Annotated in this window: 23 protein-coding genes and 4 tRNA genes; 22 read left to right on the top strand and 5 right to left on the bottom strand. The window is 58.7% G+C overall.

The features are described 5' to 3' along the window. Positions 1–2 precede the first annotated feature (2 nt). The 10 genes from VXJ24_RS01520 (at position 3) to VXJ24_RS01475 (ending at position 8,196) form a co-directional block, all read left to right on the top strand. On the top strand, positions 3–2,315 hold the full coding sequence (locus VXJ24_RS01520) for a RelA/SpoT family protein (protein WP_330971148.1): 2,313 nt from the start codon (positions 3–5) through the stop codon (positions 2,313–2,315). Continuing rightward, the gene (locus tag VXJ24_RS01515) at positions 2,316–2,960 is read left to right on the top strand and encodes an MBL fold metallo-hydrolase (RefSeq protein WP_330971147.1); all 645 of its coding nucleotides are present in this window, start codon (positions 2,316–2,318) and stop codon (positions 2,958–2,960) included. Positions 2,961–3,052: 92 nt separating this feature from the next. After that, a tRNA-Leu gene (locus VXJ24_RS01510) sits at positions 3,053–3,143 on the top strand. 113 nt (positions 3,144–3,256) lie between these two features. After that, positions 3,257–3,343 (top strand) — tRNA-Leu (locus VXJ24_RS01505). A gap of 423 nt (positions 3,344–3,766) precedes the next feature. Then, a complete protein-coding gene (locus tag VXJ24_RS01500; protein ID WP_330971146.1) occupies positions 3,767–4,162 on the top strand; it encodes a hypothetical protein in 396 nt (131 codons plus the stop codon). 73 nt (positions 4,163–4,235) lie between these two features. Then, the gene (locus VXJ24_RS01495) at positions 4,236–5,090 is read left to right on the top strand and encodes a hypothetical protein (RefSeq protein WP_330971145.1); all 855 of its coding nucleotides are present in this window, start codon (positions 4,236–4,238) and stop codon (positions 5,088–5,090) included. 44 nt (positions 5,091–5,134) lie between these two features. Next, positions 5,135–5,809 (top strand): hypothetical protein, encoded by a 675-nt coding sequence (locus VXJ24_RS01490; protein WP_330971144.1) that lies wholly within the window; start codon positions 5,135–5,137, stop codon positions 5,807–5,809. Positions 5,810–5,838: 29 nt separating this feature from the next. Continuing rightward, positions 5,839–6,555 carry a hypothetical protein gene (locus VXJ24_RS01485; RefSeq protein ID WP_330971143.1) on the top strand — a complete coding sequence of 239 codons (717 nt, stop codon included), beginning with the start codon at positions 5,839–5,841 and terminating at the stop codon, positions 6,553–6,555. Positions 6,556–6,565: 10 nt separating this feature from the next. Then, the gene (locus tag VXJ24_RS01480) at positions 6,566–7,210 is read left to right on the top strand and encodes an ATP-binding cassette domain-containing protein (RefSeq protein ID WP_330971142.1); all 645 of its coding nucleotides are present in this window, start codon (positions 6,566–6,568) and stop codon (positions 7,208–7,210) included. After that, a complete protein-coding gene (locus tag VXJ24_RS01475; RefSeq protein WP_330971141.1) occupies positions 7,207–8,196 on the top strand; it encodes a hypothetical protein in 990 nt (329 codons plus the stop codon). Before VXJ24_RS01480 ends, VXJ24_RS01475 begins: the two co-directional genes overlap by 4 nt. A gap of 149 nt (positions 8,197–8,345) precedes the next feature. Here the strand turns inward: VXJ24_RS01475 and VXJ24_RS01470 are convergent, their stop codons facing one another. Further along, positions 8,346–9,119, bottom strand: a complete 774-nt coding sequence (locus VXJ24_RS01470; RefSeq protein WP_330971140.1) for a nucleoside/nucleotide kinase family protein — start codon at positions 9,117–9,119, stop codon at positions 8,346–8,348. Positions 9,120–9,490: 371 nt separating this feature from the next. On the opposite strand from VXJ24_RS01470, the gene infC reads away from it, so the two are divergent. From infC to rplT, 3 genes are read left to right on the top strand one after another with little or no spacing between them, the layout of a single operon-like run. After that, positions 9,491–10,069 carry a translation initiation factor IF-3 gene (infC, locus tag VXJ24_RS01465; protein WP_330971139.1) on the top strand — a complete coding sequence of 193 codons (579 nt, stop codon included), beginning with the start codon at positions 9,491–9,493 and terminating at the stop codon, positions 10,067–10,069. Positions 10,070–10,071: 2 nt separating this feature from the next. Further along, positions 10,072–10,266, top strand: a complete 195-nt coding sequence (rpmI, locus tag VXJ24_RS01460; protein ID WP_330971138.1) for a 50S ribosomal protein L35 — start codon at positions 10,072–10,074, stop codon at positions 10,264–10,266. 33 nt (positions 10,267–10,299) lie between these two features. Continuing rightward, complete coding sequence (rplT, locus tag VXJ24_RS01455; RefSeq protein ID WP_330971137.1) at positions 10,300–10,662, top strand: 50S ribosomal protein L20; 363 nt, start codon at positions 10,300–10,302, stop codon at positions 10,660–10,662. A 388-nt stretch (positions 10,663–11,050) separates the two neighbouring features. On the opposite strand, the gene VXJ24_RS01450 is transcribed toward rplT, so the two are convergent. Beyond that, complete coding sequence (locus VXJ24_RS01450; RefSeq protein ID WP_430623804.1) at positions 11,051–12,235, bottom strand: MraY family glycosyltransferase; 1,185 nt, start codon at positions 12,233–12,235, stop codon at positions 11,051–11,053. A 477-nt stretch (positions 12,236–12,712) separates the two neighbouring features. On the opposite strand from VXJ24_RS01450, the gene VXJ24_RS01445 reads away from it, so the two are divergent. The 7 genes from VXJ24_RS01445 (at position 12,713) to rho (ending at position 20,945) form a co-directional block, all read left to right on the top strand. Beyond that, a tRNA-Ala gene (locus VXJ24_RS01445) sits at positions 12,713–12,788 on the top strand. Positions 12,789–12,845: 57 nt separating this feature from the next. Continuing rightward, positions 12,846–13,784: a radical SAM protein gene (locus tag VXJ24_RS01440; RefSeq protein WP_330971135.1), complete on the top strand. Its 939-nt coding sequence runs from the start codon at positions 12,846–12,848 to the stop codon at positions 13,782–13,784. A gap of 71 nt (positions 13,785–13,855) precedes the next feature. Beyond that, on the top strand, positions 13,856–14,173 hold the full coding sequence (locus VXJ24_RS01435) for a hypothetical protein (RefSeq protein ID WP_330971134.1): 318 nt from the start codon (positions 13,856–13,858) through the stop codon (positions 14,171–14,173). A gap of 87 nt (positions 14,174–14,260) precedes the next feature. Further along, positions 14,261–15,751, top strand: coding sequence for a nicotinate phosphoribosyltransferase (locus tag VXJ24_RS01430; RefSeq protein WP_330971133.1), 1,491 nt, complete (start codon positions 14,261–14,263; stop codon positions 15,749–15,751). 120 nt (positions 15,752–15,871) lie between these two features. Continuing rightward, a complete protein-coding gene (gene argS / locus VXJ24_RS01425) occupies positions 15,872–17,716 on the top strand; it encodes an arginine--tRNA ligase (protein ID WP_330971132.1) in 1,845 nt (614 codons plus the stop codon). A 70-nt stretch (positions 17,717–17,786) separates the two neighbouring features. Beyond that, positions 17,787–18,590, top strand: coding sequence for a MarR family transcriptional regulator (locus tag VXJ24_RS01420; RefSeq protein WP_330971131.1), 804 nt, complete (start codon positions 17,787–17,789; stop codon positions 18,588–18,590). Between the two features lie 306 nt (positions 18,591–18,896). Further along, positions 18,897–20,945 (top strand): transcription termination factor Rho, encoded by a 2,049-nt coding sequence (gene rho / locus VXJ24_RS01415; RefSeq protein ID WP_330971164.1) that lies wholly within the window; start codon positions 18,897–18,899, stop codon positions 20,943–20,945. Between the two features lie 121 nt (positions 20,946–21,066). Here the strand turns inward: rho and VXJ24_RS01410 are convergent. Further along, positions 21,067–21,142: transfer RNA gene (locus VXJ24_RS01410), tRNA-Ala, on the bottom strand. 340 nt (positions 21,143–21,482) lie between these two features. Here VXJ24_RS01410 and VXJ24_RS01405 point away from each other — a divergent pair. Beyond that, positions 21,483–23,009, top strand: coding sequence for a hypothetical protein (locus VXJ24_RS01405; protein WP_330971130.1), 1,527 nt, complete (start codon positions 21,483–21,485; stop codon positions 23,007–23,009). A gap of 1 nt (position 23,010) precedes the next feature. Continuing rightward, entirely contained in the window at positions 23,011–23,469 is a 459-nt protein-coding gene (locus VXJ24_RS01400; RefSeq protein WP_330971129.1) for a VanZ family protein, read from the top strand. 59 nt (positions 23,470–23,528) lie between these two features. Here the strand turns inward: VXJ24_RS01400 and thrB are convergent, their stop codons facing one another. Together thrB and thrC are read right to left on the bottom strand one after the other, a co-directional pair. Then, positions 23,529–24,416 carry a homoserine kinase gene (gene thrB / locus VXJ24_RS01395; RefSeq protein ID WP_330971128.1) on the bottom strand — a complete coding sequence of 296 codons (888 nt, stop codon included), beginning with the start codon at positions 24,414–24,416 and terminating at the stop codon, positions 23,529–23,531. Between the two features lies 1 nt (position 24,417). Next, a complete protein-coding gene (gene thrC, locus VXJ24_RS01390) occupies positions 24,418–25,911 on the bottom strand; it encodes a threonine synthase (RefSeq protein WP_330971127.1) in 1,494 nt (497 codons plus the stop codon). Between the last annotated feature and the right edge of the window lie 24 nt (positions 25,912–25,935).

Raw genomic sequence — 25,935 nt, 5'->3', positions numbered from 1 at the left:
CCATGGCAGAAAAGGCCATTCCGAATGCAGACAACTGGCGCCTCCTCGAGGTTACCTGCTCCCGCTACATGGACGAAGAGGCGGTCTCGAAGATTCACGAGGCCTATCACTTTGCAGCCGAGTTCCACAAGGACCAGAAAAGGCGCTCTGGCGAGCCCTACATCAACCATCCGGTCGAGGTTGCGCTGATTCTCGCCGACAAGCTCCATATGGATGAGGATTCGATCTGTGCTGCGCTTCTGCATGACACGGTCGAAGACACGCCTGCCACGCTCTCTGACATCTCTGAGCGCTTCGGCGAGACGGTGGCAGAGCTCGTGGACGGCGTCACGAAGCTCACCTCGATCGAGGTCGAGTCGATGGACGAGAAGCAGGCCCTGAATCTGCGCAAGATGTTCTTGGCGATGTCGAAGGACATCCGTGTCATCATCATCAAGCTTGCAGACCGCCTGCACAACATGAGGACGCTCGCGGCACTGCCGCCCGATCGGCGCATCTTCAAGGCGCATGAGACGATGGATGTCTATGCGCCGCTGGCAGATCGTCTCGGCATCAGCTCCATCAAGTGGGAGCTCGAAGACCTTGCGTTCTACTACCTCGAGCCTGAGGAGTACCAGAGGATCGCCCGCATGGTCCAGGACTCGCGTGCCCAGCGCGAGCAGGATACCGATGAGGCCATAAAGGTCCTGGACGACGAGCTCAAGCGTGCCGGCATCAAGAACTTCCAGATCACGGGACGCCCGAAGCATCTGTGGTCCATCTACCAGAAGATGCTCAGGAAGGACCTCGAGTTCTCTGACATCTATGACCTCATAGCACTTCGCGTGATCGTGCATACGGTCGGCGAGTGCTATTCTGTCCTGGGTGCCGTTCACTCGCTCTGGCATCCTCTGCCAGGACGCTTCAAGGACTACATCGCGACGCCGAAGGCAAATCTCTACCAGTCTCTCCATACCACCGTCATCGGTCCCGATGCCCGCCCGATCGAGATCCAGATCCGCACCGTGCAGATGCACGAGCAGGCAGAATATGGTATCGCAGCACACTGGCTCTACAAGAAGGCCGGCAACTCCCAGGGCCTCATGAGCGCAGACGACAAGAACATCGATTCTGCCATCAACTACATCAGGAAGAACCTCGAGTGGACGACCGAGGGCGACATCGACGATGCCCATGAGTTCCTGAACAACCTGAGGGTCGACCTCTTCGAGGACGAGATCTTCGTCTTCACGCCGAAGGGCGAGGTCATGAGCCTCCGGCGTGACTCGACGCCTCTCGACTTTGCCTACGCTGTGCACACGGAGGTCGGCAACCACTGCGTCGGTGCCAAGGTCAATGGCGCCGTCGTGCCGCTTACCTATCGCCTCAAGATGGGCGACCGCGTCGAGATCCTGACGAACAACAATGCCAAGCCGTCACGCGACTGGGTGAACATCGTCGCGACGCCGTCGGCCCGAGCCAAGATCAGGAAGTACTTCGCTTCCGTCACCCGTGCCGACGATATGGAGACCGGCAGGAACGACCTTGCCCACGAGCTCAGGAAGCGCGGCTACGGCATCTCCACGCCGCGCGTGCAGAAGGCCTGCGAGAAGGTCCTGCCGCAGTTCGATGTCCATACCGTTGACGACCTCATGGCATCGATCGGTGCCGGCAAGTACACGCCGAAGATCGTCGCGAACCGCCTCGAAGAGGTCATGCTCGAGGGCTCTCCTGAAGCCAATGCCCAGGCACAGGCCCAGGCAGACCGCGAAGAGGAGATGCGCCGTGCCATCATGGAGGACCGGCCCCTCATCAAGCCGTCGAAGCCGACCCGCGAGGAGAGAAAGAAGCGCTCGAGCTGCGGCGTGATCGTGAAGGGCGATCCGGACCTGATGGTCCACCTTGCCCACTGCTGCAACCCTGTTGCAGGCGACGATATCGTGGGCTTCGTGACACGTGGACGCGGCGTCTCGGTCCACCGCGCGAACTGCCCGAACGTGAAGGGCCTCATGGAGCATCCTGAGCGCATGATCGACGTCGAGTGGGATACGTCGGGTGCTACCGAGTTCCAGGTCGAGATCGTCGTCGAAGCATCGGACCGCATGGGGCTTCTCAAGGATGTCACGATCGCAATCAACGATTCTGGCGGCAATATCCTGTCCGCTGCGACCCAGACGTCTGCCCAGGGCGTGGCACGCCTGCGTTTCCTCATCGCAATCTCCGACGCGAGCCTGCTCATGCCGCTTCTCGCAAACGTGAGCCGTGTGCCATCGGTCTTCGATGCCCGCCGCATCATGCCGGGCGAAGGGTCGAGCCAGATGAAGAGGAGGCTCTAGATGGCAGAGCTCAGACAGTTCGTGGTAAGCCCCTTCCAGACGAACTGCTACGCCGTGATATCGAATGACCACTGCATGGTGGTCGATCCAGGAGACCAGGGCGCACGCATCGCCCAGGAGCTCAAAGATGTCACGGTCGACCTCATCGTCTGCACGCATGGCCACAACGACCATGTGTCGGGCGTGCGTGCCCTGAAGGAGGCTACCGGTGCCAGGTTCATGATGCCTGAGGCGGACTATGCGTGGGCAAAGGAGCACTCCGGCAAGGTGGACGGCTCGGGCATGGCATACGGAGAGCAGATTCCCGATGCCGATGAGCTGCTGCATGACGGGGACACATGGAAGCTCGATGAGCTCTCCTTCGAGGCTATAGCTGCGCCGGGCCATACGCCGGGCGGCATGGTGCTTCTGGGAGAAGGCTTTGCCTTCGTGGGAGATACGCTCTTCCATCTCTCCTGCGGCAGGACCGACCTTCCTGGCGGCAGCCATGCAGAGCTCATGGAGACGCTTGCCAAGCTCAAGCGCCGCATCCCCGCCTCCTATACGCTCTTCTGCGGCCATGGTCCCGAGACGACGATGGCAGAGGAGCTGGCGCACAACCCCTGGCTCCAGGACGGGGAACATGCATCTGATGGCATGCACTAGGCTGTGCCAAATGTGCAGCGCCAAGAACTTCCGAAAATAGTCGGCTGTGTGGCTTGGGAAGTATGCTAAAGTACCACTTGCGCACAACGCATGTCGGAGTGGCGGAATTGGCAGACGCGCTAGCTTGAGGTGCTAGTGACTGACTAAAAGGTCGTGCGGGTTCAAGTCCCGCCTCCGACACCATCGAGTGTCCTGAGAGCCCCGGATAGGGGCTCTCTTCATATAGAGACAGAGAAATGGGCTGTTCTGGATGCCTGGCATCTGGTATAGTTTGGGAGCCTGATGAAGGCACATATGCCCGAGTGATGGAATTGGTAGACGTGACGGACTCAAAATCCGTTGGCAGCAATGCCGTGTGGGTTCGAGTCCCACCTCGGGCACCAGCGATATGGATGAGGCCGGAAGCTCATGCTTCCGGCCTTCTTTCTTGTTGAGATGCGCTTTTTGAAAGCGGAGCTCCTTTCAGCCTGAAGAGGCAGTTTCGTTAGGAAGACTATTACGTCCTTCTGCTGTCTATGCTTTGCAAAACCTCTGGACGAAACCATTGGTCGCTGAAATGCTGCCACTTGCTGAGTGCTTATACAATCATGAAATTTCAAAGAAATAAAAGGTAAACTGACATTACAATTTCTGAAGTCGAATATTTGGATGTGTAAAAAATGAGGAATGGATTCGGCTGCAGTACCCAATCAATAGGAATCTCAATGCACAGAAGAGCTCATCTTCTGAAACGATATCTATTGTTTGGACAGATTAAGCGTCTTCGACATGGGCTGTAAAGGTCAGAGGCGAGGAGAGGACGCATCATGAATCAGAAAGTCAAGGAATTATTAACTGGCGGCATTGTTGCCGCATCGATGGTACTGGCAGTTGCTGCTCCTGCTGCGGGTGCTTATTTTGAAGCGAACCTAGCAGCGTGGCAAGGTAGAACTTGGATTGCATCTGGAACCAAATACAGTTCATCTCAGGCATATTACGTTGAAGTGGCAAGCGATTCATCTGCCGGCGGACATTTCTGGGTTGATAATGCAGACGGCACTTATATTGGAGCTGCAATCGATTTGAATCGCGGAGAGCATGCTTGGGGAGCCTACCAAGATAGCGGCAGAAGCTATAGCGGCTATGCAACTCTATACGGTCGAGAGCTTGGCTATGGACCAATTGTGGACAACGTGAAAGGCTGGCAAAATCTGAACGGCTAGCATCGGCTACTCGAGGGGGCATTGTGAAATGCCCCCTCATGTACTTGGCATGCTACAGGGGAGGGACGTGTTCATGAGGATGCTTCCGGCCATACGTTTCCAGCTCAGGAATGTCTTCGAATCGCCTCGGTATCTTGCTGCCGTTGCACTTGCAGCGCTGGGCATTGCGGTAGTCTTCGCTGAAGGCCTTGTCAGATTCTGGGGAAGCGATGTCGGCTCCCTGCCCTCGGCCGCTATCGGGTGGATGGGCAATTATGAAAGCATGTATTCGTATCTCTGGGTCTATATGCTTGGTTTCGTTATTCCGACGCTTGGCTGCATGGCTGCAGGAGATTCCTTCTGCCGCGATCTTCGTTCTGGAAGATACGCAATTCTGGCAACAAGGATGGGCAGGCGAACCTATTTCGCTTCATTCCTTCTAGCTGCATTCATTGGATGCTTCGTCTATGTAGCTGCAATGATTGCGGCTTCTCAGATTTTGGAGCTGCTGGTATTTCCTTATGACTCGAGCATAGATGCATTCCAGATAGGATTCGGCAGCAATGCGGCTTCGATGCTGAAATACTCCGACTACGCGGCACGGCTCCCTTTTGGGGCGCTGGCCTCCCTGAGCCCTTACCTGCTGAATCTGGCTTATCTGGCATATGACGCGTTCTACATCTCAGCGCTGGTCATGTTTGCCGCAGCCCTTTCGCTTTATCTGCCAAAGCAGTCGCTTCTGGTGCTCGCGTTTCCGATGGCATTCGTGATTGTTGCGACGCAGATTGCTCCACCCGAGTGGAATCCTCTCGTCAATCTTACCCTGACCATCTCTCGGGCAGAAGATCTCTCTCTTGTAGGGATGTTCTCTGTACCTTTGCTGGTGCTTGCAGCAGCAGTACTGCTGGCTGCAGTATCCGAGTTTCTGCTCAAGGGTGATCCGCAATGAAAGGCGCTGGCCGGCTCATGGTCCCAGGGATAAAGCAATTGCTTTTGAGCGTTGCTCTCTATATCGCATCCGTCCCTGTCATGCTCGCCATGTACGGAAGCCCCTCTCGGCAGGCTCTTCCATCCGAATCCTTCATGAAGCTCTATGGGACCTATTCCCACGAACTTCTGAATGCTCTCTTCTATACGCCAGCCTGCATTGTCCTGCTTGTGCCATCGCTTGCTGGCATCACATCTTCCATGCTGATAGTGAGGCGAAACGGCTTTGCGGATGCAGTGAAGTGTACTCTGCGGGACTGCCTTCTTCTGGCGCTTGTGGCAGGAATGGCCGTCTCGATAGGGCTGGCTCTGGAAGCAGCATTCATTGGCTGCATGGATGCAGCGGGCAGCCTGTTCTGGCTTCTCTGGACATTGGCAGCCTGCTCATACTTCATCAGCTGTGCGCTGCTGCTTGTAGCGGTTTGCATTGCAGCCGGCGAGAGGGCTGCGGTGCTCGTGGCTCTGGGCTATGGCTTCTTTGGCTATTTTCTCGGTGCATCGCCGCTGCGATCGATCGACATGCTGCATTTTGGCTGGATGATAGTGCAGGACATGCAGAACGGTGTCGGAAATGCGCTGGCTGTCCTTCTGCGCCAGCTATTCATCTGCATTGCAATCCTTTCATCTATCAGATTGATGGCGGAATTGTGCGATGTGCCATCAGGGGGCGAAGGCAGATGACAGGCTATCCTCTCCTTGAAAAGGGCCAGATGATACGCTGCATGATTTGTGCAGGCGCAGCGCTCCTGTGTGCGCTCGCACCGCTTGCGAACACATCGGATTACCTGATGGCTGAGATTGTGGGAGGGGCAAGCATTGTCGATGCAGGGGAGCAGGGCAATGCAATTCTTTGGCAGTTCGGCAGCATGGCACCGGCTGCTCTCAACATCTTCTTGCTGTCAGATGTGGCGACAGATCCTTCCTTTCAGCATGGCCCGCTCATCAGGTTCCGCATGAAGAATCCTCGTGGCATGCTGCTGCAGGGTGCTGCGAGCCTTCTTGCTGCGGAAATGCTCGTTGCGTGTCTCAGTGCAGTGTCAGAGCTATTGGCCGGATTCCTGATGGGATGGCAGCTTGATGATGGCTCGTTCATAACCTTCATCTCTTTCTCGGCATTGCTGTCATGCTTGTCTGCAGCTGTGTATAACTTGATAGGCTCGCTCCTTGCAAGAGATGGACAGAGCCGCTCTTCTGCTGGCGTATCTGTCCTTCTCTATATCGTATCCTGCATGGCTGTCGCGTCGCTGCCATCCGATTCCCTTGTCTTAAGGCTGCTCCCTGCATGCTGGGGATTCAGCGCCAATGCTCTTGTGGCTGGCCTCGAGACGAATCTTGCTGCATTGCTTCAGGCCGTATTGTGTCTGGATGTCTGGCTCCTTGCTGCTATTGCCACGTTTCTGCTGCTTTTTCCTCACGTCGAAGCCTGATTGGAGTGCCATGGCTGCAGTAAAGATCGAGCATGTCACGAAGAAGATACACGGGCGCGCTGTTCTGGATGATATAGACCTCGAGATTCCTGACGGCTCAGTCGTGGGCTTCACTGGCGTCAATGGGTCCGGCAAATCGATGCTGTTCCGGGCTGTCGCTGGTCTCGTGCGCATCAACGGAGGACAGATACTTGTCGGCGGCAAGCTGCTCGACCGCATGAAAGCCTATCCAGTGCGTCTTGGATACATGGCTGATGGCACAGGGTTCTGGGAATACCGATCAGGGAAAGGCAATCTCGAGATTCTTGCTGGCATCAGGAAGCTGATTGGCCCCGGAGAGATTGCAAAAACGCTCGAGCTGGTTGGGCTGGATGCTGATGACGGGCGGCCAGTATCTGAATACAGCCTCGGCATGAAGCAGCGGCTCAACCTTGCCCAAGCCATCATGGAAGAACCTGAGCTCCTGATCATGGACGAGCCCACCAATGCGCTTGATACGGATGGTATAGAGCTGGTGCTCAACATTGTTCGGAAGATGCATGCGTCTGGAGTGACACTCCTCATTTCCTGCCATAACCAGCCACAGCTTGAAGACCTGTTTGATCTCCATGTCCATCTGCAGGATGGAAGGATTGTTGGGAAGGAGCGGCGATGAAGATGCATTGCAGACATGGGCATAGGCGCCTGGCTCTTGTCGCAATCGCTGCTGCAGCGGCATTCATTGTCGTAATTGCGGTTCTGTTCAGGACGAGCCTCACCAATGTCGATGGAAAGGATGCAGACAGACTCTCGTCTGCGGTCTATGAAGTGCACTATCTGCCCAAGCGATACGCTGCTCTGTCAGATGCAGACGAGGTGGAGCAGGCATGGAGAGTGCGCTATGGATCCGATGGGGATGCTTCGCTCACTCCAGCGCAGAAGTCTGCAGCTTTGGGTCTCCAGCTGGCAGATCCGGGCGAGTATGCCGATGCAATCATGATTGTTACGGCTACGGATGAGTCGCATTATGGGTACCGGGCTTTTGCGAGCAGCTATAGGGTAGACCGTGTGATTCGCGGCCTTGGAAAGGAATCTCGCCTTCTGGCTGATGGAGCAGCCTATGCCCTTCCTGGCGTGCAGCTCGTGCCAGGCGATGAGATTTCCGTCTATCAGGAATTTGCAGTCAGCAAGGATGGACAGAACGATGGCGGAAGCGGTCTTCGGATAGGTGCGAGCTCGACGCGCAGCCCCTATACGGGCTATCTCACGCCGACATGTGCCGGACGCCAGTATCTCGTGTTTCTTTGCTGCCTCCCGTCGGATGGTACGAGCAATCCATCTGAATGCAGGTTCATGTTTGCTCCAACGGTCTACAGCGTGCTGCCGCTCGGTGACGTGGATGGCAGGCTGAACCTCGATCTCAATATCTTGAATGGCTGCTTTCCTGAATCGCCCTATGAGGCGACAGAAGCCTCGTCCCTGAATACGCGGACCCAATCTGTGCGGGATGAAGCGTATGAGAACGCATATGCACAGGCTGAAGCGATGCTGGAGGAACAGAGCTATGCCGAGGCGATGGATACCGATATGTATGTGGAGACAGACGAGACTGAAGCGCTGTTTCGCACGAATGCTCAGCGCATAGCAGATGCCTATCTTTGATGGTGCGTTATGGAGTCGGCCAGGACAGGCAACTGGATCGGGAAGCATGACGTACGTGCAGACGTATCTGATAGCGATAGGACATCAAAAGATGAAGGAAGGCCGGAAGCACGCTTCCGGCCTTCTTTCTTGCTGAGATGTGTTTTCGGCTAGCGGAGCTGGTCCTCTGGGTTTGAAGGTGCTGTCTTCTTGGAGAGATGGTTGATGCCTGACTGCTCGAGCGTAACGGCACAGGGGACACGGTGCGCCAGAACACGCTCGACGTTTCTCCTGTCGCTCTTCGCGTAGAATGCCTCGGCTTCTGCCTTCTTCATGCCGCCCTCGACCTTGCGCTCAACGAGGCGTGCCTTGAGCTCGGAGGGCGTGGCCTCGATGAAGACGGAATCGTTGCAGTAGGCGCAGAGGCCTCTCCAGCCCCGCTCGTCGAGAAGCAGGTAGTTGCCCTCGATGAGGACGATCCTCGTGTCGACGGCAATAGCGTTCTCCTCGACCTCGTGGGTCTTCCTGCTGTAGGCAGGCATGAGGACGCGCTTGCCACGCTTGAGTTCGATGAGCTTTGCGCGGAAGGCATTGAGATCGAAGGTCTCGGGTGCGCCCTTGATGTCAGAGAGGCGCACTTCGCGGCCATCGACGTCGGCCACATTCGATCTCAGATAGGAGTTGGGGTAGTGGAAGCCGTCGAGGCTTACAGCCGTCAAGGGCAGTGCCCCTTCGACCGAAAGCGAAAGCTCTTCAAGCGTCTGCGCGCAGCATGACTTGCCGGTGCCGGGCGCTCCTGCCATGAAGACGATCATGCGCCTGCCGAGGCCGCGGGCGAGGTTCGACCAGCGCTTCACGAGAGGTGTGAGCACTCCATCGATCGTAGCCGAGTCATAGGCGGCCTTGACCTTGAGGCCATTGACGCTAAGTTCGAATTCCTGCATGAGGTACAGCTCCTCGGTCCGTGCGAATGTGCATCGACTAGTGTAGCAAGTGGCAGGCAGCTGGGCAGCGAATGTTTGCAGGGATAAACGTTTCCCACAAAGCAGCGTACGAGCTGAGGGCCCTTCTGCTATGATGTGCTGTGAAGAGATAGCGAAGAGCGGCTCCGACTTGCATGCATGCGGTCTGAGGCGTACACTGTCTTTTCGTGTTAACGAAGTGGGATGCGCATGCGTCCCCACCTTGCGGCGCCTTGAGCAGCTGTCTGGTCAGACAATATGAGTTCACCCTTTTGGGCCCATGTCTTCTGGCTGCTGCTTCGCGTGCCGGGAGATTTTCTTTTATATGGCAGGCAACTGCCAGAGAGAGGAAGGTGTCGGCGATAGCTAAGTCCGATGAGCCCCGCATCAACGGGGAGATTTCTGCTCGTACTTGCCGTCTGATTGGTGTGGATGGCTCGCAGCTTGGTCTGTTTGGCGTCCGCGATGCCCTGCGCATTGCCGAGGAACAGAATATGGACCTCGTGGAGATTGCCCCCAACGCAGAGCCTCCCGTCTGCAAGGTCATGGACTACAGCAAGTACAAGTACGACCAGGCCCGCAAGGCCAAGCAGGCCCGCAAGAACCAGGCCAAGATCGAAGTCAAGGAAATGAAGTTCCGCCCGAAGATCGACAAGGGCGACTACGAGACCAAGAAGAACCACGTGCTCCGCTTCCTGAAGAAGGGCGCCCGTGTCAAGGTCACGATCATGTTCCGCGGCCGCGAGATGGCGCATCCTGAGCAGGGTCTCATGGTTCTCGAGAAGCTTGCGGACGAGCTCAAGCCTTTCGCTACGGTTGATTCGCAGCCGAAGATGGAAGGCCGTAACATGCACATGCTGCTTTCTCCCATCAAGGGTGCCTTCGACAACGTAGACACGGGAGAAGATAGCGAGACAGAGAAGGAGAACTGAGTATGCCTAAGATGAAGACGCACAAGGGTACGGCAAAGCGCTTCCGCCGTACGGGTACTGGCAAGATCATGCGTGCCAAGGCTTACAAGAGCCACATCCTGACCAAGAAGTCCCCGAAGCGCATCCGTGGCTTCCGCCAGGAGACCACCGTCGCTCCTGCAGACGTGAAGGTTATTTCCGCCCGCATGGGCAAGTAAGCATTGCATCCAGCTAATAGGAGTTGATTATATATGGCACGTGTCAAGCGCGCAGTCACTGGCCGCAAGAAGCGCCAGACCCTGAAGAAGCTTTCCAAGGGCTACTACGGTACATCCTCCCGCACCTTCCGCGGCATGAAGGAGCAGGTTGCCCACTCCCTCCAGTACCAGTACCGCGATCGCCGCAACAAGAAGCGCGACATCCGCGCTCTCTGGATCCAGCGCATCAATGCTGCTGCCCGCATGAACGATCTGAACTACTCGAACTTCATGCACGGCCTCAAGCTCGCCGGCGTCGATCTCGACCGCAAGGTCCTCGCACAGATTGCCTACGACGACGCCGAGGCCTTCGCAAAGCTCGCTGAGGTTGCCAAGAAGGCCCTCGCTGCTGCCTAAGCCGTCTCGCTAGGTGAATGAATGAGCGTCCCTGCACAGATGTGCGGGGGCGCTTTTTTGCTGAGCACGAAAGGGGGAGAGCGCAGTGCCAGGCATCATGCCTGCATGTATGGAGGCACGCAGCCTGTTCACCCCTGCAGGATGGCCTGCATCCCAGACGCTCTCAGAGCGCATATGAGCTCATGTCTGAAGACTCATGGCTCCCTGTTCACATGCAATACTGGAAGCGCTGAGGTCGATTCTGGAGGCGCTGGCCAGGGGACTCCCCTGAGGAGCGATCGAGACAGGATCTATAAATATCAGGCAAAGCGACGCTGCATTGCATACAAAGATTGGAGCCTCCGTCTTTCATAGGCGAAGGCTCCTTGTGCGTCTTGATGTGCCAGTCTCAGTGCAGGTGATGGTGGCTGTGATGCTCGAGCTTGTCCTCTTCTGCCTTGAAGGCAGGGTCGTCCGGCGTGATGAGGGTATCGTCTCCCGTGTCTGGGTCCTGGTGGTGCAGAAGCACCGGCTCGAAGAGGTGGAGATGGCGGCAGAAAAGCGCTGAGATCACGAAGAGCAGGAAGAAGATTGCGATGCGGGGCCACAGAGTCACTTGCGTCATGACGTACGAGCCTATGCAGAGGACGCTTGTCCAGGCATACATGAGAAGCACGGCCTGGCGCTGGTTGAAGCCTTCTGCAATGAGGCGGTGATGGATGTGGCCGCGGTCAGCCTGTCCGATGCTCACATGGCCACGCATGCGCCGGACGATGGCAGAGAAGGTATCGATGATGGGGATGCCGGCAATGACAAGTGGGACGATGATCGTCGTGAGGCCGGCAATGCGCGTGACGTTCAGAAGAGAGATTGTGCCCAGGGCAAATCCTATGAGCATCGATCCCGAATCGCCGAGGAAGATTGATGCTGGGTGGAAGTTGTACTTCAGGAATCCGAGGCAGGCGCCGGCAAGGGCAATGGAGAGCCCTGCGGCATCGAAGCGGCCGCCGCCGAAGGCGATGATGAACATCGTGAAGCTTGCGATGACGGCAATGCCTGAGGCAAGGCCGTCGAGACCATCGATCAGATTGAAGATGTTCACGTAGGCAACGAGATAGATGACGGTGATCGGGTAGGTCCAGATGCCGAGCTCGATGAACTCGCCTGTAAAGGGGCTCACGATATTGCCGATAACAAGGCCCGAGCAGGCGGCGAAGGTTGCAGCGAGCACCTGGCCGAATAGCTTCTGGTGGGGCTTCAAGGAGAACTTGTCATCGAGAAGGCCTGTCACGAAGATCGTGAGCATAGCCAAGCCCAGAAGCGGATAGCTGATGGCGCGGCTTCTGGGCGGCATGATCGAGAAGGGCCAGCCCAGATAGCGGTAGCCGAAGACCTGGAGAAGCAGCGCGACGAAAAGACCCAAGAAGACTGCAATGCCGCCCATGCGGGGAATCGGCGTCTTGTTGATGCGGCGCTTCTCCGGGTAGTCGATAGCGCCGACCTTCCAGGCAATCTTCGAAGCGAGAGGCGTCGTCAGAAGCGTCGTGACGAGTGCGCTCAGAAAGAGCAGGATATAGGGCACCCAGTGCTCGATATGCACGCCACACCTCCTGCTTCGGATCAGCTGTGAATGAGATAGAACCTCTCAATCATACCGGAAAGAGAAGGCAAGGAAAACAGAGCACTCACGCCTGCCACAAAGCAGGCAGAAGTATTAGCTTGCTGCAGCCAACCTCAAGTATTTCCCGTTTGCAAGCCACAAGTCAAGACTGTGCAAGGCACGAGACATTTCCTATCATGAGTGGTGCCGTCCCCCTGCAGCACAAACTGGGTGAACCGACACGTATTTACAGGGAGTCCATATCTCGTTCCCAGTACAGGTATCCTTCGGTGTTAAGGAAGCTGGAACAGGCGACGAGGACACCCACCTTAGCAAGGTGGGTTCATAAACGTTCTGCAGGAGGCGGCATCTATTGCATCGTGCTGCTGCTGCCTTTACTATGTGCAGCCAGAAATTGGGCATTGACACGACCTGCTCGAATTGCGAGAATATCTAACGCACTGCCCAGACGGGGATGTAGCTCAGCTGGGAGAGCGCTGCCTTCGCAAGGCAGAGGCCGAGGGTTCGAATCCCTTCATCTCCACCATTCGTCTATCGGACCCGGATGCTTCTGCATCCGGGTCTTCTTTCATGAAGGAGACTTATGGATTTCCTCTCAGAGGATGCATTCGCTTCCTGCACGCTCTGCCCCAGGCACTGCGGCGCTGTACGCGCAGCCGGCAAGGCAGGGCTCTGTGGTGCCACGGCAGATCTCAGGATCGCACGTGCCGCACTCCATTTCTGGGAGGAGCCGCCGATATCGGGAGAGGCGGGGTCGGGTGCCATCTTCTTCACTGGCTGCCCTCTGCGCTGCATCTTCTGCCAGAACCACAACATCTCGCAGGAAGGCTTCGGCCACAAGATTACGGTCAGGCGCTTGGCAAAGATCATGCTCGAGCTCCAGGACCAGGGAGCCCTGAACATCAATCTCGTGACGCCTTTCCACTATGCACCCTATGTGCATGAGGCGCTCCTGCTTGCAAAGGAAGCCGGCCTCACGCTTCCGATCGTCGCGAACACGTCGGGCTACGAGCTGCCAGAGCTCGTCGATGCCTTTGCAGACGATATCGATATCTGGCTTACGGACTATAAGTACGCATCAGCACAGCTTTCTGGCAAGCTCTCTGGGGCCAAGGACTACCCGGCTGTGGCCCATGAAGCGCTGCGGCATATGCATGATGCGCTCACGGCAAAAGGCGGAAGGATTGAGGATGCAGACGGACGGATGCTCCAGGGCATCATCGTCCGACACCTTGTACTGCCGTCGCACGCCGATGACTCCTGCCATGTGCTTGACCGCGTCTGGGAGCTCTGCGGCAACGATGTCGACATCTCTGTCATGAACCAGTACACGGCAAACGAGCGCTGCCGGAAGATGGGCGGCCCTCTTGCAGGCGCTGTCACGGATGCGGAGTATGAAAAGGTGCTTGACCATTCGGACGAGCTCGGCTTCGAGCGCCTCTGGTGGCAGCAGGGCGGCACGGTCTCGGAGAGCTTCGTGCCTGCCTTCGATGCAACCGGCGTGGAAGGCCCGGAGCTCTGATGGAAGAGCGCCGCTGAGGGAATAAGCACATCAAGGCAATGCAGATATCTACCAATAGATTGGCGAAGGAAATGGATGAGAACAAGGGCACGGAGCTCACTGATGATGAGAGGCGCGAGCTCGAGGAGCTGAGGGCCGAGAAGGCAAAGCGCCAGGAAGCTGCCAAGGCAGCACAGGAGCGCGCCGAGCTCGAGCACCTGAGGTCCGAGAAGGCCGTGGCCGCAAAGGAGCAGGAAGAGATCAGGCGCGAGCAGGCACAGCGCGAGCGCGGACGCAAGCTCATGGAGCCCGACGACGACCTCAAGATGCCGTTCGGCCAGAAGATCACGATTGTAGCTGTCGTCGGCCTCGCAATCATCTTTCTTCTTGTCAACATCTTCTCCCACTAGTTGCGCGTTGCTGAGGGGATATGCAGGAAAAGTGGTACCCTTTACCTGCTTGCATATCAGGCTGACAGTACAGGGGGGTCTTCCTTTATGTCGCTGACCGATAGGACGAAGCCGACTGACGTCGCGCTCAACACCGATCTCTATGAGCTCACGATGGCTCAGGGATTCTGGGAGTCGGGACTTGCCGATACCCAGGCATGCTTCAATGTCTTCTTCCGCGAGAATCCGTTCGGAGGTGGCTACGCCGTTGCCTGCGGCATGGGCCAGATTGCAGACCTCGTCGAGAACTTCGTGTTCGACGATGATGCGCTTTCCTATCTCGGATCTCTTCCGGCACCGGGCGGCGGCAAGATGTTCAAGCAGGGCTTCATCGACTATCTCAGGGACTTCCGTCTCCATGTGAGCGTGTGGGCAGTTCCAGAAGGCGACATCGTCTTCCCGCGCGAGCCTATGGTCAGGGTCGAGGGACCGATCATCGACTGCCAGCTCATGGAGACAGCGCTTCTGAACCTCGTGAACTTCCAGACGCTCGTGGCCACGAAGACTGCCCGCGTCGTCCAGTCTGCCCAGGGACATCCTGTGTCTGACTTCGGCCTCCGCCGTGCCCAGGGTCCTGACGGCGGCCTTGCGGTCGCCCGTGCCTCCTATGTGGGCGGCGCCTCCTCGACCTCGAATGTCCTTGCCGGCAAGATCTACGGCATCCCCGTCTTCGGCACCCATGCCCACTCCTGGGTCATGGCATTCCCGTCCGAGCTTGAGGCCTTCCGTGCCTTCGCGAAGTCGAGCCCGAAGAACTGCGTCCTTCTTGTCGATACCTACGACGTGAAGAAGGGCATCCAGAACGCGATCACGGTTGCGAAGGAGATGGAGGCAAAGGGCGAGCGCCTCGCTGCCATCCGCATCGATTCCGGCGACCTTGCAAAGCTCTCGAAGCTTGCACGCAAGGAGTTTGATGAGGCAGGGCTTCCATATGTGAAGATCTCCGTCTCGAACGACCTCGACGAATACACGATCCAGTCGCTCTTCGCGCAGGGAGCGCCGCTCGATTCCTTCGGCGTCGGCACGAAGCTTGCCACCTGCGACCCGCAGCCGTCTCTGGGCGGTGTCTACAAGCTCTCTGCCACGAAGGCGCAGGGTGCCGACAAGTGGACCCCTGTCATCAAGCTATCCGAGATGAGCTACAAGCGCACGATTCCGGGCATCCAGCATATCCTTCGCTTCACCGATGCTGAGGGCGTGCCGGTGGGCGACATGATCGTCGACGACTCCGTCGCACGGGATACGACCTCGACCATCGTCGATATCATGGATCCCGACTACACCTATGATGTTTCCGGCTATGAGTCCCATGAGCTCCTCGTCCAGCTTGTGGAGGATGGCAGGCGCTTCGGCGAGCAGCAGACGCTCGAGCAGTCGAAGCACCGCTGCCGCGAGGCCCTCATGCACCTCGATCCGGCCGTCAAGCGTTTCCTGAACCCCCAGTTCTATCCGGTGGGCATGGAGCCAGGCCTCGCCAAGCTCAGGAGTGACCTTGCCCGCGAGGAGCGCGCCGGCTCTGGCCGCCATACGCTTGCCTAAGGCTGCATATTTCACGTAAAGTGGCGATGCCACCCTGCTCAGATGGGCAGGGTGGTATCTTTTCTTCTGTTGCATACAACGGGCGCACATGCGCCTATATCAGAAAAGGAGCTGTCGGAGATGCCCGAGAACCTCGATCAGCTGGTGCGTGCCGCTATCAGCGCGGCTCAGGAGCAGGGAGACCTTCCTGCATTCGAAGTGGGAGATGTGGGCCTCGAGCGTCCGAACGATACGTCCCACGGCGACTGGACCTCGACCGTGGCTCTGCGCTCTGCAAAGCTTGCCCACATGAAGCCGCGCGATATCGCCTCTGCCATCGCGAAGCATATCGAGGGTTCGAAGGAGATCGACAAGGTCGAGATCGCCGGCCCCGGCTTCATCAACTTCTATCTCTCGACCGGTGCGAACAACGAGATCTTCCGCACGGTCATCGAACAGGGTGCCGACTTCGGCAAGTCCGATGTGGGACATGGCCAGAAGGTCCAGGTCGAATTCGTGTCTGCAAACCCCACCGGCCCCATGCATGTGGGCCATGGCCGCTGGGTCGCACTCGGAGACTCGCTCTGCCGCGTCCTCGAGCACACGAACTACCAGGTCGAGCGCGAGTATTACATCAACGATCACGGCTCCCAGATGGACGTGTTCGGCCGCTCTGTCTCGAAGCGCTATCTCCAGCTCTTCGAGATCATGGAGAAGGACTCCTGCGGCCTCGATGGCGCTGCCGAGGCGCTCTTTGCCGACCGTGCCCGCTATGTGGAAGACGAAGAGGATGAAGCCCCTGAGACCCATCCCTACATGGACGAATTCAATACCGATCTCGGCGGCAATGCCTATGGCGGAGACTACATCATCGAGCTTGCGCGCAGGTTCGCAGAGACCGACGGCGACCGCTGGGTCGAGGCAGAGGCAGATGCACGTGTGGCAGAGTTCCGCGAGCGCGGCTACAAGGCAATGCTCGAGACGATCCGCCAGACCTGCCATGATGCCCGCTGCGACTTCGATGTCTGGTTCAGCGAGCGCAGCCTCTATGAGAAGGACGAGACCGGCACGAATGCGGTCGAGCGTGCCTTTGCTGCACTTGACAAGCGCGGCTATCTCTACCGCACGGACGACGGTGCCCTCTGGTTCCGCTCGACCGAGTTCGGCGACGATAAGGACCGTGTCCTCGTGAAGACGAACGGCGAGTACACCTACTTCGCCTCTGACATCGCCTACCACTGGAACAAGTTCCAGCGCGTCGACCATGTGATCGATATCTGGGGTGCAGACCACCACGGCTACATTGCCCGCGTGAATGCCGCCTGCGAGGCACTGGGATATCCGGGCGAGTTTGAGGTGCTCCTGGGCCAGCTCGTGAACCTGCTCAGGAATGGCCAGGCCATCCGCCTCTCGAAGCGCAAGGGTGTCATGGTCACGTTCCGCGAGCTTCTGGACGAGGTCGGCGCTGATGCCGTGCGCTATACGCTCATCTCCAAGAGCTCGAACCAGACAATCGACTTCGATATCGAGGCCGTGAAGAGGAAGAGCAACGACAACCCGGTCTACTACGTGCAGTATGCACATGCCCGCATCTGCTCGATCCTCAGGCGTGCTGCAGGCCTCGAGCTCGAAGAGGCCGAGCCTCTTGGCATGGACGCCGTGGCAGAGCGCTCGATCGGTACCGACTACGACCTCTCGCTCCTGTCCGACCCGACCGAGCTTGCGCTTTCCCGCAAGCTCTCCGAGTTTCCGGAGCTCGTGGCAGGATGCGCGCGCGACAGGGCGCCGTTCCGCCTCACGCACTACGCCGAGGAGCTTGCAGGAGACTTCCACGCGTTCTACGGCGTCTGCCAGGTGCTTCCGAGCGAGGGACGTCCGGTCGATCCTGAGCTCTCGCGTGCCCGCCTTGCAGCCTGCGATGCGGTGAGACGCGTCCTTGCCCTCACGCTTTCCCTCATCGGCGTGAGCGCACCGACCCACATGTAGCAGCTGCATCAGGCAGCTTCTCTGCGCACCCTTTCCTTTGCAGGGGAGGGTGCGCTTTTGTTTCAGGAAGATGTGCGAATCGATTAAAAGCTTAATACGTATAGGTTCCGACGCTCCGAGCGTCTGCGGTGCATCCATATACTGTTTTCATGCAGCAAATGAATTCCGGGAATCCGGAAGCCAGGATGTTTGGAGGCACTTCTTGGAGCTCAAGGAATACATAGCTCTCAGGAGGGCCTACAGCCTGGAGAGGAGAGCGAGCACTCAGGCGCCGAGGCTCACTTTCGAGGAATTTGCCGTTCTCTGCCACCTGCGCAGTGCAGGCGAGCACATGAAGACATCCGATATCGCCACCTACCAGAGCTCGCTTAGGCCGACGATGACGCACAGGATGAACCATCTCGTGAAGCTCGGCTTCGTGAGCAGAGCTTTTGGCCTCGAGGACCGCCGCAATGTATGGTGTGCGCTGACCGATGAAGGGGCTGCATTCGTGGAGGAGCGCGCAGAGGCGATGAGGCACCAGATCATAGCCGATGCCCCGTCAAGGCGTCTCTCGAAGGACCGCATCGTGCGGCTGGTCGAGGCGATGGGCACGCATGCCTTCCATGCAGGCGACCTCATGATTCTGGGCCTTTCCGGGATGCCTGAGGAAGAGGCCACGATCTCAGATCTCGTGAAGCTCCTGGGGCTTCTCCAGCCGACCGTATCGATGTCGATAGCGGCGCTCGAAGAGCATGGCTATGTCATCCGCCGCCAAGGAACGCGCGATACGCGCTCTGTCACGGTCGCGCTCACCGAGGAAGGGAAGAGCCGTGCCCATGAGCTCGAAGAAGAGGTGCGGAAGATGGCTCCTGCACGCTCCCGTGTATCCTGAGCACCCTGAAATGCTCAAGAGAGCGCCTTTTGATGCGTTCTGTGTCCCCTCAGTGGCAAAAATGGCTGCATTTCTTCGTTTTTGAGCGGCGGCAGACATGCTTGTGTTATAGTCACGTTGTTTCGGCACGCCTATGCGTGCATCCATACCTCAAAAGCAGCTGGCATCACATAGAAGGCTTCTGCCCTTGCTGCGGTGCTGCAGCTACCCCGACATGCAAACGCAGCTCATACATCCCGGCATGGCAGGGGATTCATACATATCTGCTCCTATGAGCGAGAAAGCAGGAACATTTTGTCGGACGACATGAACGAGGGCGGAGCCTCGGTACCCGAGGTGTCCGCTCAGCCGGTCCCAGGCGAGAACGAGGAAGCGCCGAAGCCGAAGCGCCGCCGCACGACGCGCAGGAAGAAGGATGCAGAGGATGCATCCGCAGCCGCAGATGTGTCTGCAGAATCTGCAGAGCAGGCAGAAAAGCCTGTTCGCAGGCGCCGTACACGCAAGAAGGCAGCAGAGGCTGAAAGTGCAGAGGCACCTGCAGCCGAGGCTCCGAAGGCAGAGGCCGCAGCAGAAGAGGCACCGAAGCCGCAGCGTCGCCGTCGCACAAGAAAGCAGGCAAGCGCTGAAGCTGCACCTGCCGAGCCTGCACCTTCTGAGACTGCTCCCCAGGAGCCTGCCGTGCATGCAGAGCATGAGAGCGCAGAGGCACCTGCAGAGCATGAGCAGCGCCGAGAGCATGAAGGCCGCGCGGAGCATGCAGAAGAGGCTGCTCCGGCTGCAGAGAAGCAGGAGCACGAGGCTGAGCCTGCAGTCGGGTCCTCCTCCGAGCAGCAGGAAGGCAGCGCTTCCGAGCACGAGCATGAGCACGAGGAGCGTGGCCGTGGCCGCAGGAGGCAGAACCGCCGCTTCGAGCGCAACGGGTCCGAGCATCAGGGTGGCCAGAACGGCGAGCGCAACGGCGAGCGACAGGAGCATGGCCGCTTCAACCAGCGCAATGACCGCTTCAATCAGCGCAACAGCCGCCAGAATGGCCAGAACCGCCGCCGCAACAACAGGCGCCAGGAGGTTCCGGAGCCGAGCCTCACGCGCGACGAGCTCAAGGAGATGAAGGTTGCCGAGCTCAGGAGCAAGGCAGCAGAGCTCGGCGTCGAGTATGTGGGCCTGCGCAAGGCCGATCTTGTCGAGAGCATCTTCGAGGCAGCAGCGAAGGCCGAGGGCTTCCGCCCCGTCACGGGCATCCTCGAGATTCAGCCCGAAGGCTATGGCTTCATCCGCACCGGCAACTACATGCAGGGCGACGACGATGCCTTCGTCTTCCAGCAGATGATCAAGCAGAACGGCCTCAGGACCGGCGACGAGGTCTCAGGCACCGTGGGTCCGAACCGCAACAACTCGAAATTCCCGCCCCTCATCTCCATCGACACTGTTGACGGCATGACCGTCGAGGAGCTCAGGCACCGTCCGCGCTTCCGCGACCTCACACCTATCTATCCGAACGAGTGCCTCAAGATGGAGCATGGCAAGGACTCGATCACAGGCCGTGCCATCGATATCGTGTCTCCTATCGGCAAGGGCCAGCGAGGACTTATCGTCTCGCCGCCGAAGGCAGGCAAGACGACCGTGCTCAAGAAGGTCTGCGAATCCATCGCGGCCAACAATCCCGAAGTGCATCTGATCTGCCTGCTCGTCGACGAGCGTCCTGAGGAAGTCACGGACATGCAGCGCTCCATCAAGGGCGAGGTCGTCGCCTCGACCTTCGATATGCCTGCTTCTAACCATACAGCGGTCTCCGAGCTTGTCATCGAGCGCGCCAAGCGTCTCGTGGAGCTTGGCCAGGATGTCGTGGTCGTGCTCGACTCCATCACCCGTCTTGCCCGTGCCTACAACCTTGCAATGCCGGCAAGCGGACGCATCCTTTCCGGTGGCGTCGATTCTGCCGCCCTCTATCCGCCGAAGAAGTTTTTGGGCGCTGCCCGAAACATCGAGAATGGCGGCTCGCTCACGATTCTTGCCTCCGCCCTCGTCGATACGGGCTCCAAGATGGATGAGGTCATCTTCGAGGAGTTCAAGGGCACCGGCAACATGGAGCTCAAGCTCGACCGCGAGCTTGCGGACAAGCGCATCTTCCCGGCCATCGATCCGGTTGCATCCGGCACGAGGAACGAGGAGCTTCTGATCGATCCGGAGCTCCAGCCGTTCGTCTGGGGCATCCGCCGCATCCTGGCGAACATGAACAACACGGAACGTGCCGAGATGGCGCTCGTGAAGAGCCTCAAGGCCACCTCGTCGAACGAGGAGTTCCTGATTCGTTCCGCGAAGAAGGCTGCACAGAGCGAATACGTGGACGCGCTGTAAGGCCGAAGAGAGAACTGCCAGAGGGACCGTGCCGGAAGGTGCGGTCCCTCTTGCTTTGAAGAGCCAGCGCACCGAGGCAACAAAAAAGGCCTGCAGCATAATCTGCAGGCCTGAACATTCATGGTGGAGAATAGGGGATTCGAACCCCTGACCTCGTGACTGCCAGTCACGCGCTCTCCCAACTGAGCTAATTCCCCTTGGGCGAAAGATACTATAGCAGAAGAGATGCGATTCTCGCGCGAGAATATGCAAGTTGCCAGAAAAGGCATTCTGGCGCCCGTCTGCTCTGGATAGCTCGGTGCACGCGTATCGCTTTTCGAAATTCAATTCATGGTCTGCCTTGCATCAGGCGCTGCAACCGGTAAAGTAGGTGTAGCTGGTACGGGCCAGTGTCCGTACGGCGACGGCACATACACTCGATACGTAGCAGACCGTTGCCTTCCGCACGCAGGGCCTCCCAAAGACGAGGGATCCCGGGAGCCGAGGCAGCTCTTCGCTCAATGTCCTAGGTGCAGGCGCACCAGGGAGGTTATGCAGATGAAGCCAAAGAGGGTCAATCCTTGCGTCTATGCAGGGCTCATGGGGCCGGCCATGTGGGCCGTTCCCCAGACAGCATTCGCACAGACCGCAGGCCAGGACCTGGATCCCCAGACCATGCTTGTTCCGTTTGCAGCCGGTCTCGGCTGCGGCATAGCGCTTGCTGGCACCGTCTCTGCGATTGCCTGGCATCGCTCGAAGAAGCAGCTCGAGGCAGAGTCCATTGCCCGTGCCGAGGATGCCTGGTTCGGTACCGAGGAGAGCCCTTCCTACGTGCCGCAGCATCTGCGCGCTCCCGGCGAGGAGGCGCATCCCTTCTTCGAGGAGGAAGAGCAGGATGCTGGCCGCACGCTCGAGCTCGACCGCGAGGAAGAGAAGAAGCAGGAGCGCGTCGCGACAGAAGGACCGCGTCTGCGCTCCGTGCCGACGATTCCGGCTGTGGATGCAGACGACGAGCCGAAGCCGCCGACACCGCCTTCAAGGCCGCGTGTATCGCCGTCTGAGACGGCATCGGTCTCCACGACGATGACGGGAGGCTTCCCGGTGCAGACAGCCGAGAGCATGCCTTACAGCAGCATCGCCTCGCGCATCCCTGACATTGCAGCATCTGCCAGCCCGGACGAGACGACGGTCTTCCTCCAGGAAGTGCAGAAGAAGGAAGCGTCCAGGAAGAATGCCCGTACGGCCCAGCCTGGTGCAGGAGCGCATGAGACTGAAGACTACGGCGATATCGCAGAGAACTATGTCCAGCGCCTGAACTGGGCAGAGCGCATGAGCAAGCGTGCCCGTGGCGTGCGTTCGGTCCTCTCAGAGCGTCTTGCGAAGGACTCGATGGACGATCTTCCCGTCATCACCCGTGCCGATGGCACGGTCGGCGATGTGGGCACCGACTGGTGGGAGCGCGAGCACGGCAAGGACATCTCGCGCGACCTCTCGATTCCTATATCTGATGACTACTCGGTTGTCCAGCCGACCATCGACGATATGCCGTTCGCTGCGAGCGTGACCTCCTCCCAGAGGAGCTTTGCAGCAGAGGATATCGCAGCTGCCACGACGCGACCGCACCCTGACCGCTCCGAGATCTCCTCGCGCATCGCAGAGATCGACTCCGGTCTCTATCCCGAGAAGGAGAAGGACGGGGAAGACAAGGACGCAATGTGGAAGGCAGCGCTCGATGCGCTCGCCGAGAACGATACCGATGCCCCGCAGGCAGGCTTCACGCCGGTCGTGGCAGCTCCTGCCGGGCTCGACGACGATGAGGTGTTCGATGAGCCGACAGCATCTCTTGCACCGCAGGTGCCGGATGCTCCTTCGCCCATCGACACGGAGTCCTATGTCGACTACCTGATCAGCGACGAGATGTCGAAGAATCCGTCCTATGCAAGGACCTCGCGCGACTACCTCAAGGTGATCGAGGGCGGCAGCCAGAAGAAGGATGATTCGTCTGCCAAGGCAAAGAAGCGTTCCACGAAGCTCAAGCATCTGAAGCCACGCGGGAACAGGGGCCGCTCGGCCAATGAAGCATAGCGTGCTGGAAGACATCAAGAGACGGCGGGGAGCTTTCCTCGCCGTCTTTCTCTGGGTCCTCTTCATCTGGGGCCACTCGCTTGTCCAGGGAGGGACCTCGCAGGCAGAAAGCGGCGTCTTCGTGACGCTCGTACGTCCGTTCCTCGAAGCAATCGGTGTGAGAGATCCAACGACCCAATCATTCATCGTCCGCAAGTGCGGACATTTCTCCGAATATCTCGTGCTCGGCCTGCTCGTGCATCATGCTGCACGTCCGGACTGGTCGCATATGACCACGCGTCTTGCGGCGATGCTTCTCTTCATCGTCTGTGTGCCATCGCTCGACGAGACGATCCAGATTTTCGTGCCGGGCCGCTCGAGTGCCGTGCGCGATGTCTTCATCGATCTCGCCGGGGCTGCGACAGGCCTTCTGATTGCGGCGCTCTTCTTCTGCCATAGAGCGAAGAAGGCGCACAGCTGAGCTGAACGCCTTCTGCATTCCATCTATAGCGCAGGAGCTTCTGAGGGCCTGTCTGAGCCTTATGCCTCGAGGTAGCGGGCTCCTTGTCCGCTAGCAGAGCAGATACGGATCCAGAAGCCTTCTGCGGAGCCTCTGACAGCGTCCACGACGTCGTGCGCTGCCGAGTCTGAGCCGCAGATCGCAAGCATCGTCGAGCCAGAGCCGGAGATCACGAACGCGGAGGCGCCTGCCTCGAGCGCACGCTCGCGCAGAAGCGCATAGTCGGGGATGAGCTTTGCACGGTATGGCTCATGGAGCTTGTCCTGTGCCGCCTTGGCAAGAAGGTCCATGTCTCCACACTCGAGCGCGCGGACGAGGGCGACGATGCGGCCCATCTGCCAGACGCAGGTCGAGAGCGCCACCTCGTGGGGCAGCACGCGCCTCGCATCTGCCGTCCTCACCTCGTAGGGAGGGGCGATTGCGACGAAGCGGAGCTTGTCTGCAACGGGGAAGTGGAGAGATACCGTGTCCTTGCCGTCGACAAAGCTCGAGACAAGGCCTCCGAGGATGGCAGGAGCCACATTGTCCGGGTGACCTTCGAGATGCGTTGCCAGATCGAGCGTGAACCGCTCGTCGTAGGGCCTGTCGGCAAGCGCCTGTGCAGCCAGGATGCCGGCAACGACGCAGGCAGAGCTCGATCCCAGGCCGCCTGAGAGCGGGATGGGGGACTCGATCGTGAGACGCAGCGGCACCGGCTCGAGACCGAGCCTTCTGGTAGCGCCGCGGTAGCTTGCGAGCACGAGGTTGTCGTCGCCCCGGAAGCGCTCCTCGCAGCCCAAGATCTCGAGATGGTCCGACTTCTCGAAGCCGAAGCGTGCCTCGAGATCGAGGGCAAGCCCCAGGCAGTCAAAGCCGACGCCGACATTGGCAGATGTGGCAGGAACGCCCACCCATACGCTGTCTGCCATGCTAGCTCCTCGCAAAGATCTTGAGAGAGGCATCCTCGACGACGGCACCCATGCCCTCGATGTCGCAGACGCCCGTGTGGAGCTTCTCGGAGAAGCGAAGCGATGAGAGCTGCACGGGCGCTACCGTGTGTGTCGCAGCCTCGAGCGCGTCCATGCAGGCAAAGTCGTTCATGCCTTCGGTCGGCTCGCCGAGCGCCTGGAGCACGTCGGAGCAGAACTTGTAGGGGCTTGCTGTCGAGAGGCAGACACGCTCAGTGCCATCCTTGGGGATGCGGTCGAGCACGCACTTCGCGACTGCGGTGTGCGTATCGATCAGGACCTGGTCCTTCTCATAGGTGCTCTTGATCGTGGCACGGGTCTCGGCATCCGTTGCAAAGCCAGCACGGAACGTCTCCTGGATGCGTGCAAGGATTTCCGGCTTCACGGTATAGAGGCCCTTTTCATTGAGGTCGTTCATGAGGGAAGCGATGTAGTCGCAGTCGCCGTCCGACAGGTAGTAGAGCAGGCGCTCGAGGTTCGAGGACACGAGGATGTCCATCGAAGGGGAGATCGTCTTCACGAAGTCGCGGCGGCGGTCATAGGTGCCGGTCTCGATGAAGTCGGTCAGGACCTTGTTCGTGTTCGAAGCGACGATGAGGTGGCGTACGGGAAGACCAAGCTGCTTTGCGAACCAGCCAGCCAGGACATCGCCGAAGTTTCCGGTCGGGACGCAGAAGTCGATCGTGTCGCCTTCCTTGAGGGCGCCTCTGCGCACAAGCTGGGCATAGGCATCGAAGTAGTAGGTGACCTGCGGGACAAGGCGGCCGACATTGATCGAGTTCGCGCTCGAGAGCACGATATTCTTCTTCGCCAGGCGCTCCTTGAGGGACGTGTCGGAGAAGATGCGCTTCACGCCGGTCTGGGCATCATCGAACGTGCCGCGGATGCCCGAGACGCAGACATTGGCGCCCTTCTGGCAGACCATCTGGAGATACTGGATGTCCGAGACCTTCCCATCAGGATAGAAGACCGTGACGCCGCAGCCTGGCACATCAGCAAAGCCTTCAAGGGCAGCCTTTCCGGTATCGCCCGAGGTGGCGGTCACAATCATGACATTGCGGCCATCTCCTTCGCGCGCGACGCTCATGAGCTGCGGAAGCATCTGGAGCGCGACATCCTTGAAGGCGCAGGTCGGTCCATGGAAGAGCTCGAGGAGCCAGTCAGCTCCCAGCTTGGTCACCGGCGTCACGGCTGCTGTATCGAACTTCTTGCCATATGCGTTCTCGACGCACTGCGAAAGCTCCTCTTCCGTGTAGTCGGTGAGGAGGGCGCCAAGCACCTTCTTCGCATTCTCGTGGTAGGTGCCAGCCACCATATCGGAGAGCGAAATCTTGTTCTTGCCAAGCTCATCGGAGACATAGAGGCCTCCATCTGGGGCAAGACCTTGAAGGATTGCTTGCTTGCTTGTTACGGTTTGCGCACAGCTGCGTGTACTGTGGTAGAAAGTGTTCACCATTTGATTGCCCCTTGCGTCTGGGTT

Source organism: Olsenella kribbiana (genome assembly GCF_036408795.1).
Classification (GTDB): domain Bacteria; phylum Actinomycetota; class Coriobacteriia; order Coriobacteriales; family Atopobiaceae; genus Olsenella_L; species Olsenella_L kribbiana.
Note: the sequence above shows the minus strand (reverse complement) of the source record. Positions and strands in the feature narration are given on the sequence as shown.

Coding starts and splice junctions, on each gene's coding strand:
- argS (WP_330971132.1), top strand. CDS start 15,872: ATGCCCGAGAACCTCGATCAGCTGGTGCGTGCCGCTATCAGCGCGGCT.
- VXJ24_RS01480 (WP_330971142.1), top strand. CDS start 6,566: ATGGCTGCAGTAAAGATCGAGCATGTCACGAAGAAGATACACGGGCGC.
- VXJ24_RS01405 (WP_330971130.1), top strand. CDS start 21,483: ATGAAGCCAAAGAGGGTCAATCCTTGCGTCTATGCAGGGCTCATGGGG.
- VXJ24_RS01485 (WP_330971143.1), top strand. CDS start 5,839: ATGATACGCTGCATGATTTGTGCAGGCGCAGCGCTCCTGTGTGCGCTC.
- VXJ24_RS01440 (WP_330971135.1), top strand. CDS start 12,846: ATGGATTTCCTCTCAGAGGATGCATTCGCTTCCTGCACGCTCTGCCCC.
- rho (WP_330971164.1), top strand. CDS start 18,897: ATGAACGAGGGCGGAGCCTCGGTACCCGAGGTGTCCGCTCAGCCGGTC.
- rpmI (WP_330971138.1), top strand. CDS start 10,072: ATGCCTAAGATGAAGACGCACAAGGGTACGGCAAAGCGCTTCCGCCGT.
- VXJ24_RS01430 (WP_330971133.1), top strand. CDS start 14,261: ATGTCGCTGACCGATAGGACGAAGCCGACTGACGTCGCGCTCAACACC.
- VXJ24_RS01435 (WP_330971134.1), top strand. CDS start 13,856: ATGGATGAGAACAAGGGCACGGAGCTCACTGATGATGAGAGGCGCGAG.
- VXJ24_RS01515 (WP_330971147.1), top strand. CDS start 2,316: ATGGCAGAGCTCAGACAGTTCGTGGTAAGCCCCTTCCAGACGAACTGC.
- VXJ24_RS01470 (WP_330971140.1), bottom strand. CDS start 9,119: ATGCAGGAATTCGAACTTAGCGTCAATGGCCTCAAGGTCAAGGCCGCC.
- VXJ24_RS01495 (WP_330971145.1), top strand. CDS start 4,236: ATGAGGATGCTTCCGGCCATACGTTTCCAGCTCAGGAATGTCTTCGAA.
- VXJ24_RS01520 (WP_330971148.1), top strand. CDS start 3: ATGGCAGAAAAGGCCATTCCGAATGCAGACAACTGGCGCCTCCTCGAG.
- thrB (WP_330971128.1), bottom strand. CDS start 24,416: ATGGCAGACAGCGTATGGGTGGGCGTTCCTGCCACATCTGCCAATGTC.
- VXJ24_RS01420 (WP_330971131.1), top strand. CDS start 17,787: ATGTGCGAATCGATTAAAAGCTTAATACGTATAGGTTCCGACGCTCCG.
- thrC (WP_330971127.1), bottom strand. CDS start 25,911: ATGGTGAACACTTTCTACCACAGTACACGCAGCTGTGCGCAAACCGTA.
- VXJ24_RS01500 (WP_330971146.1), top strand. CDS start 3,767: ATGAATCAGAAAGTCAAGGAATTATTAACTGGCGGCATTGTTGCCGCA.
- rplT (WP_330971137.1), top strand. CDS start 10,300: ATGGCACGTGTCAAGCGCGCAGTCACTGGCCGCAAGAAGCGCCAGACC.
- VXJ24_RS01475 (WP_330971141.1), top strand. CDS start 7,207: ATGAAGATGCATTGCAGACATGGGCATAGGCGCCTGGCTCTTGTCGCA.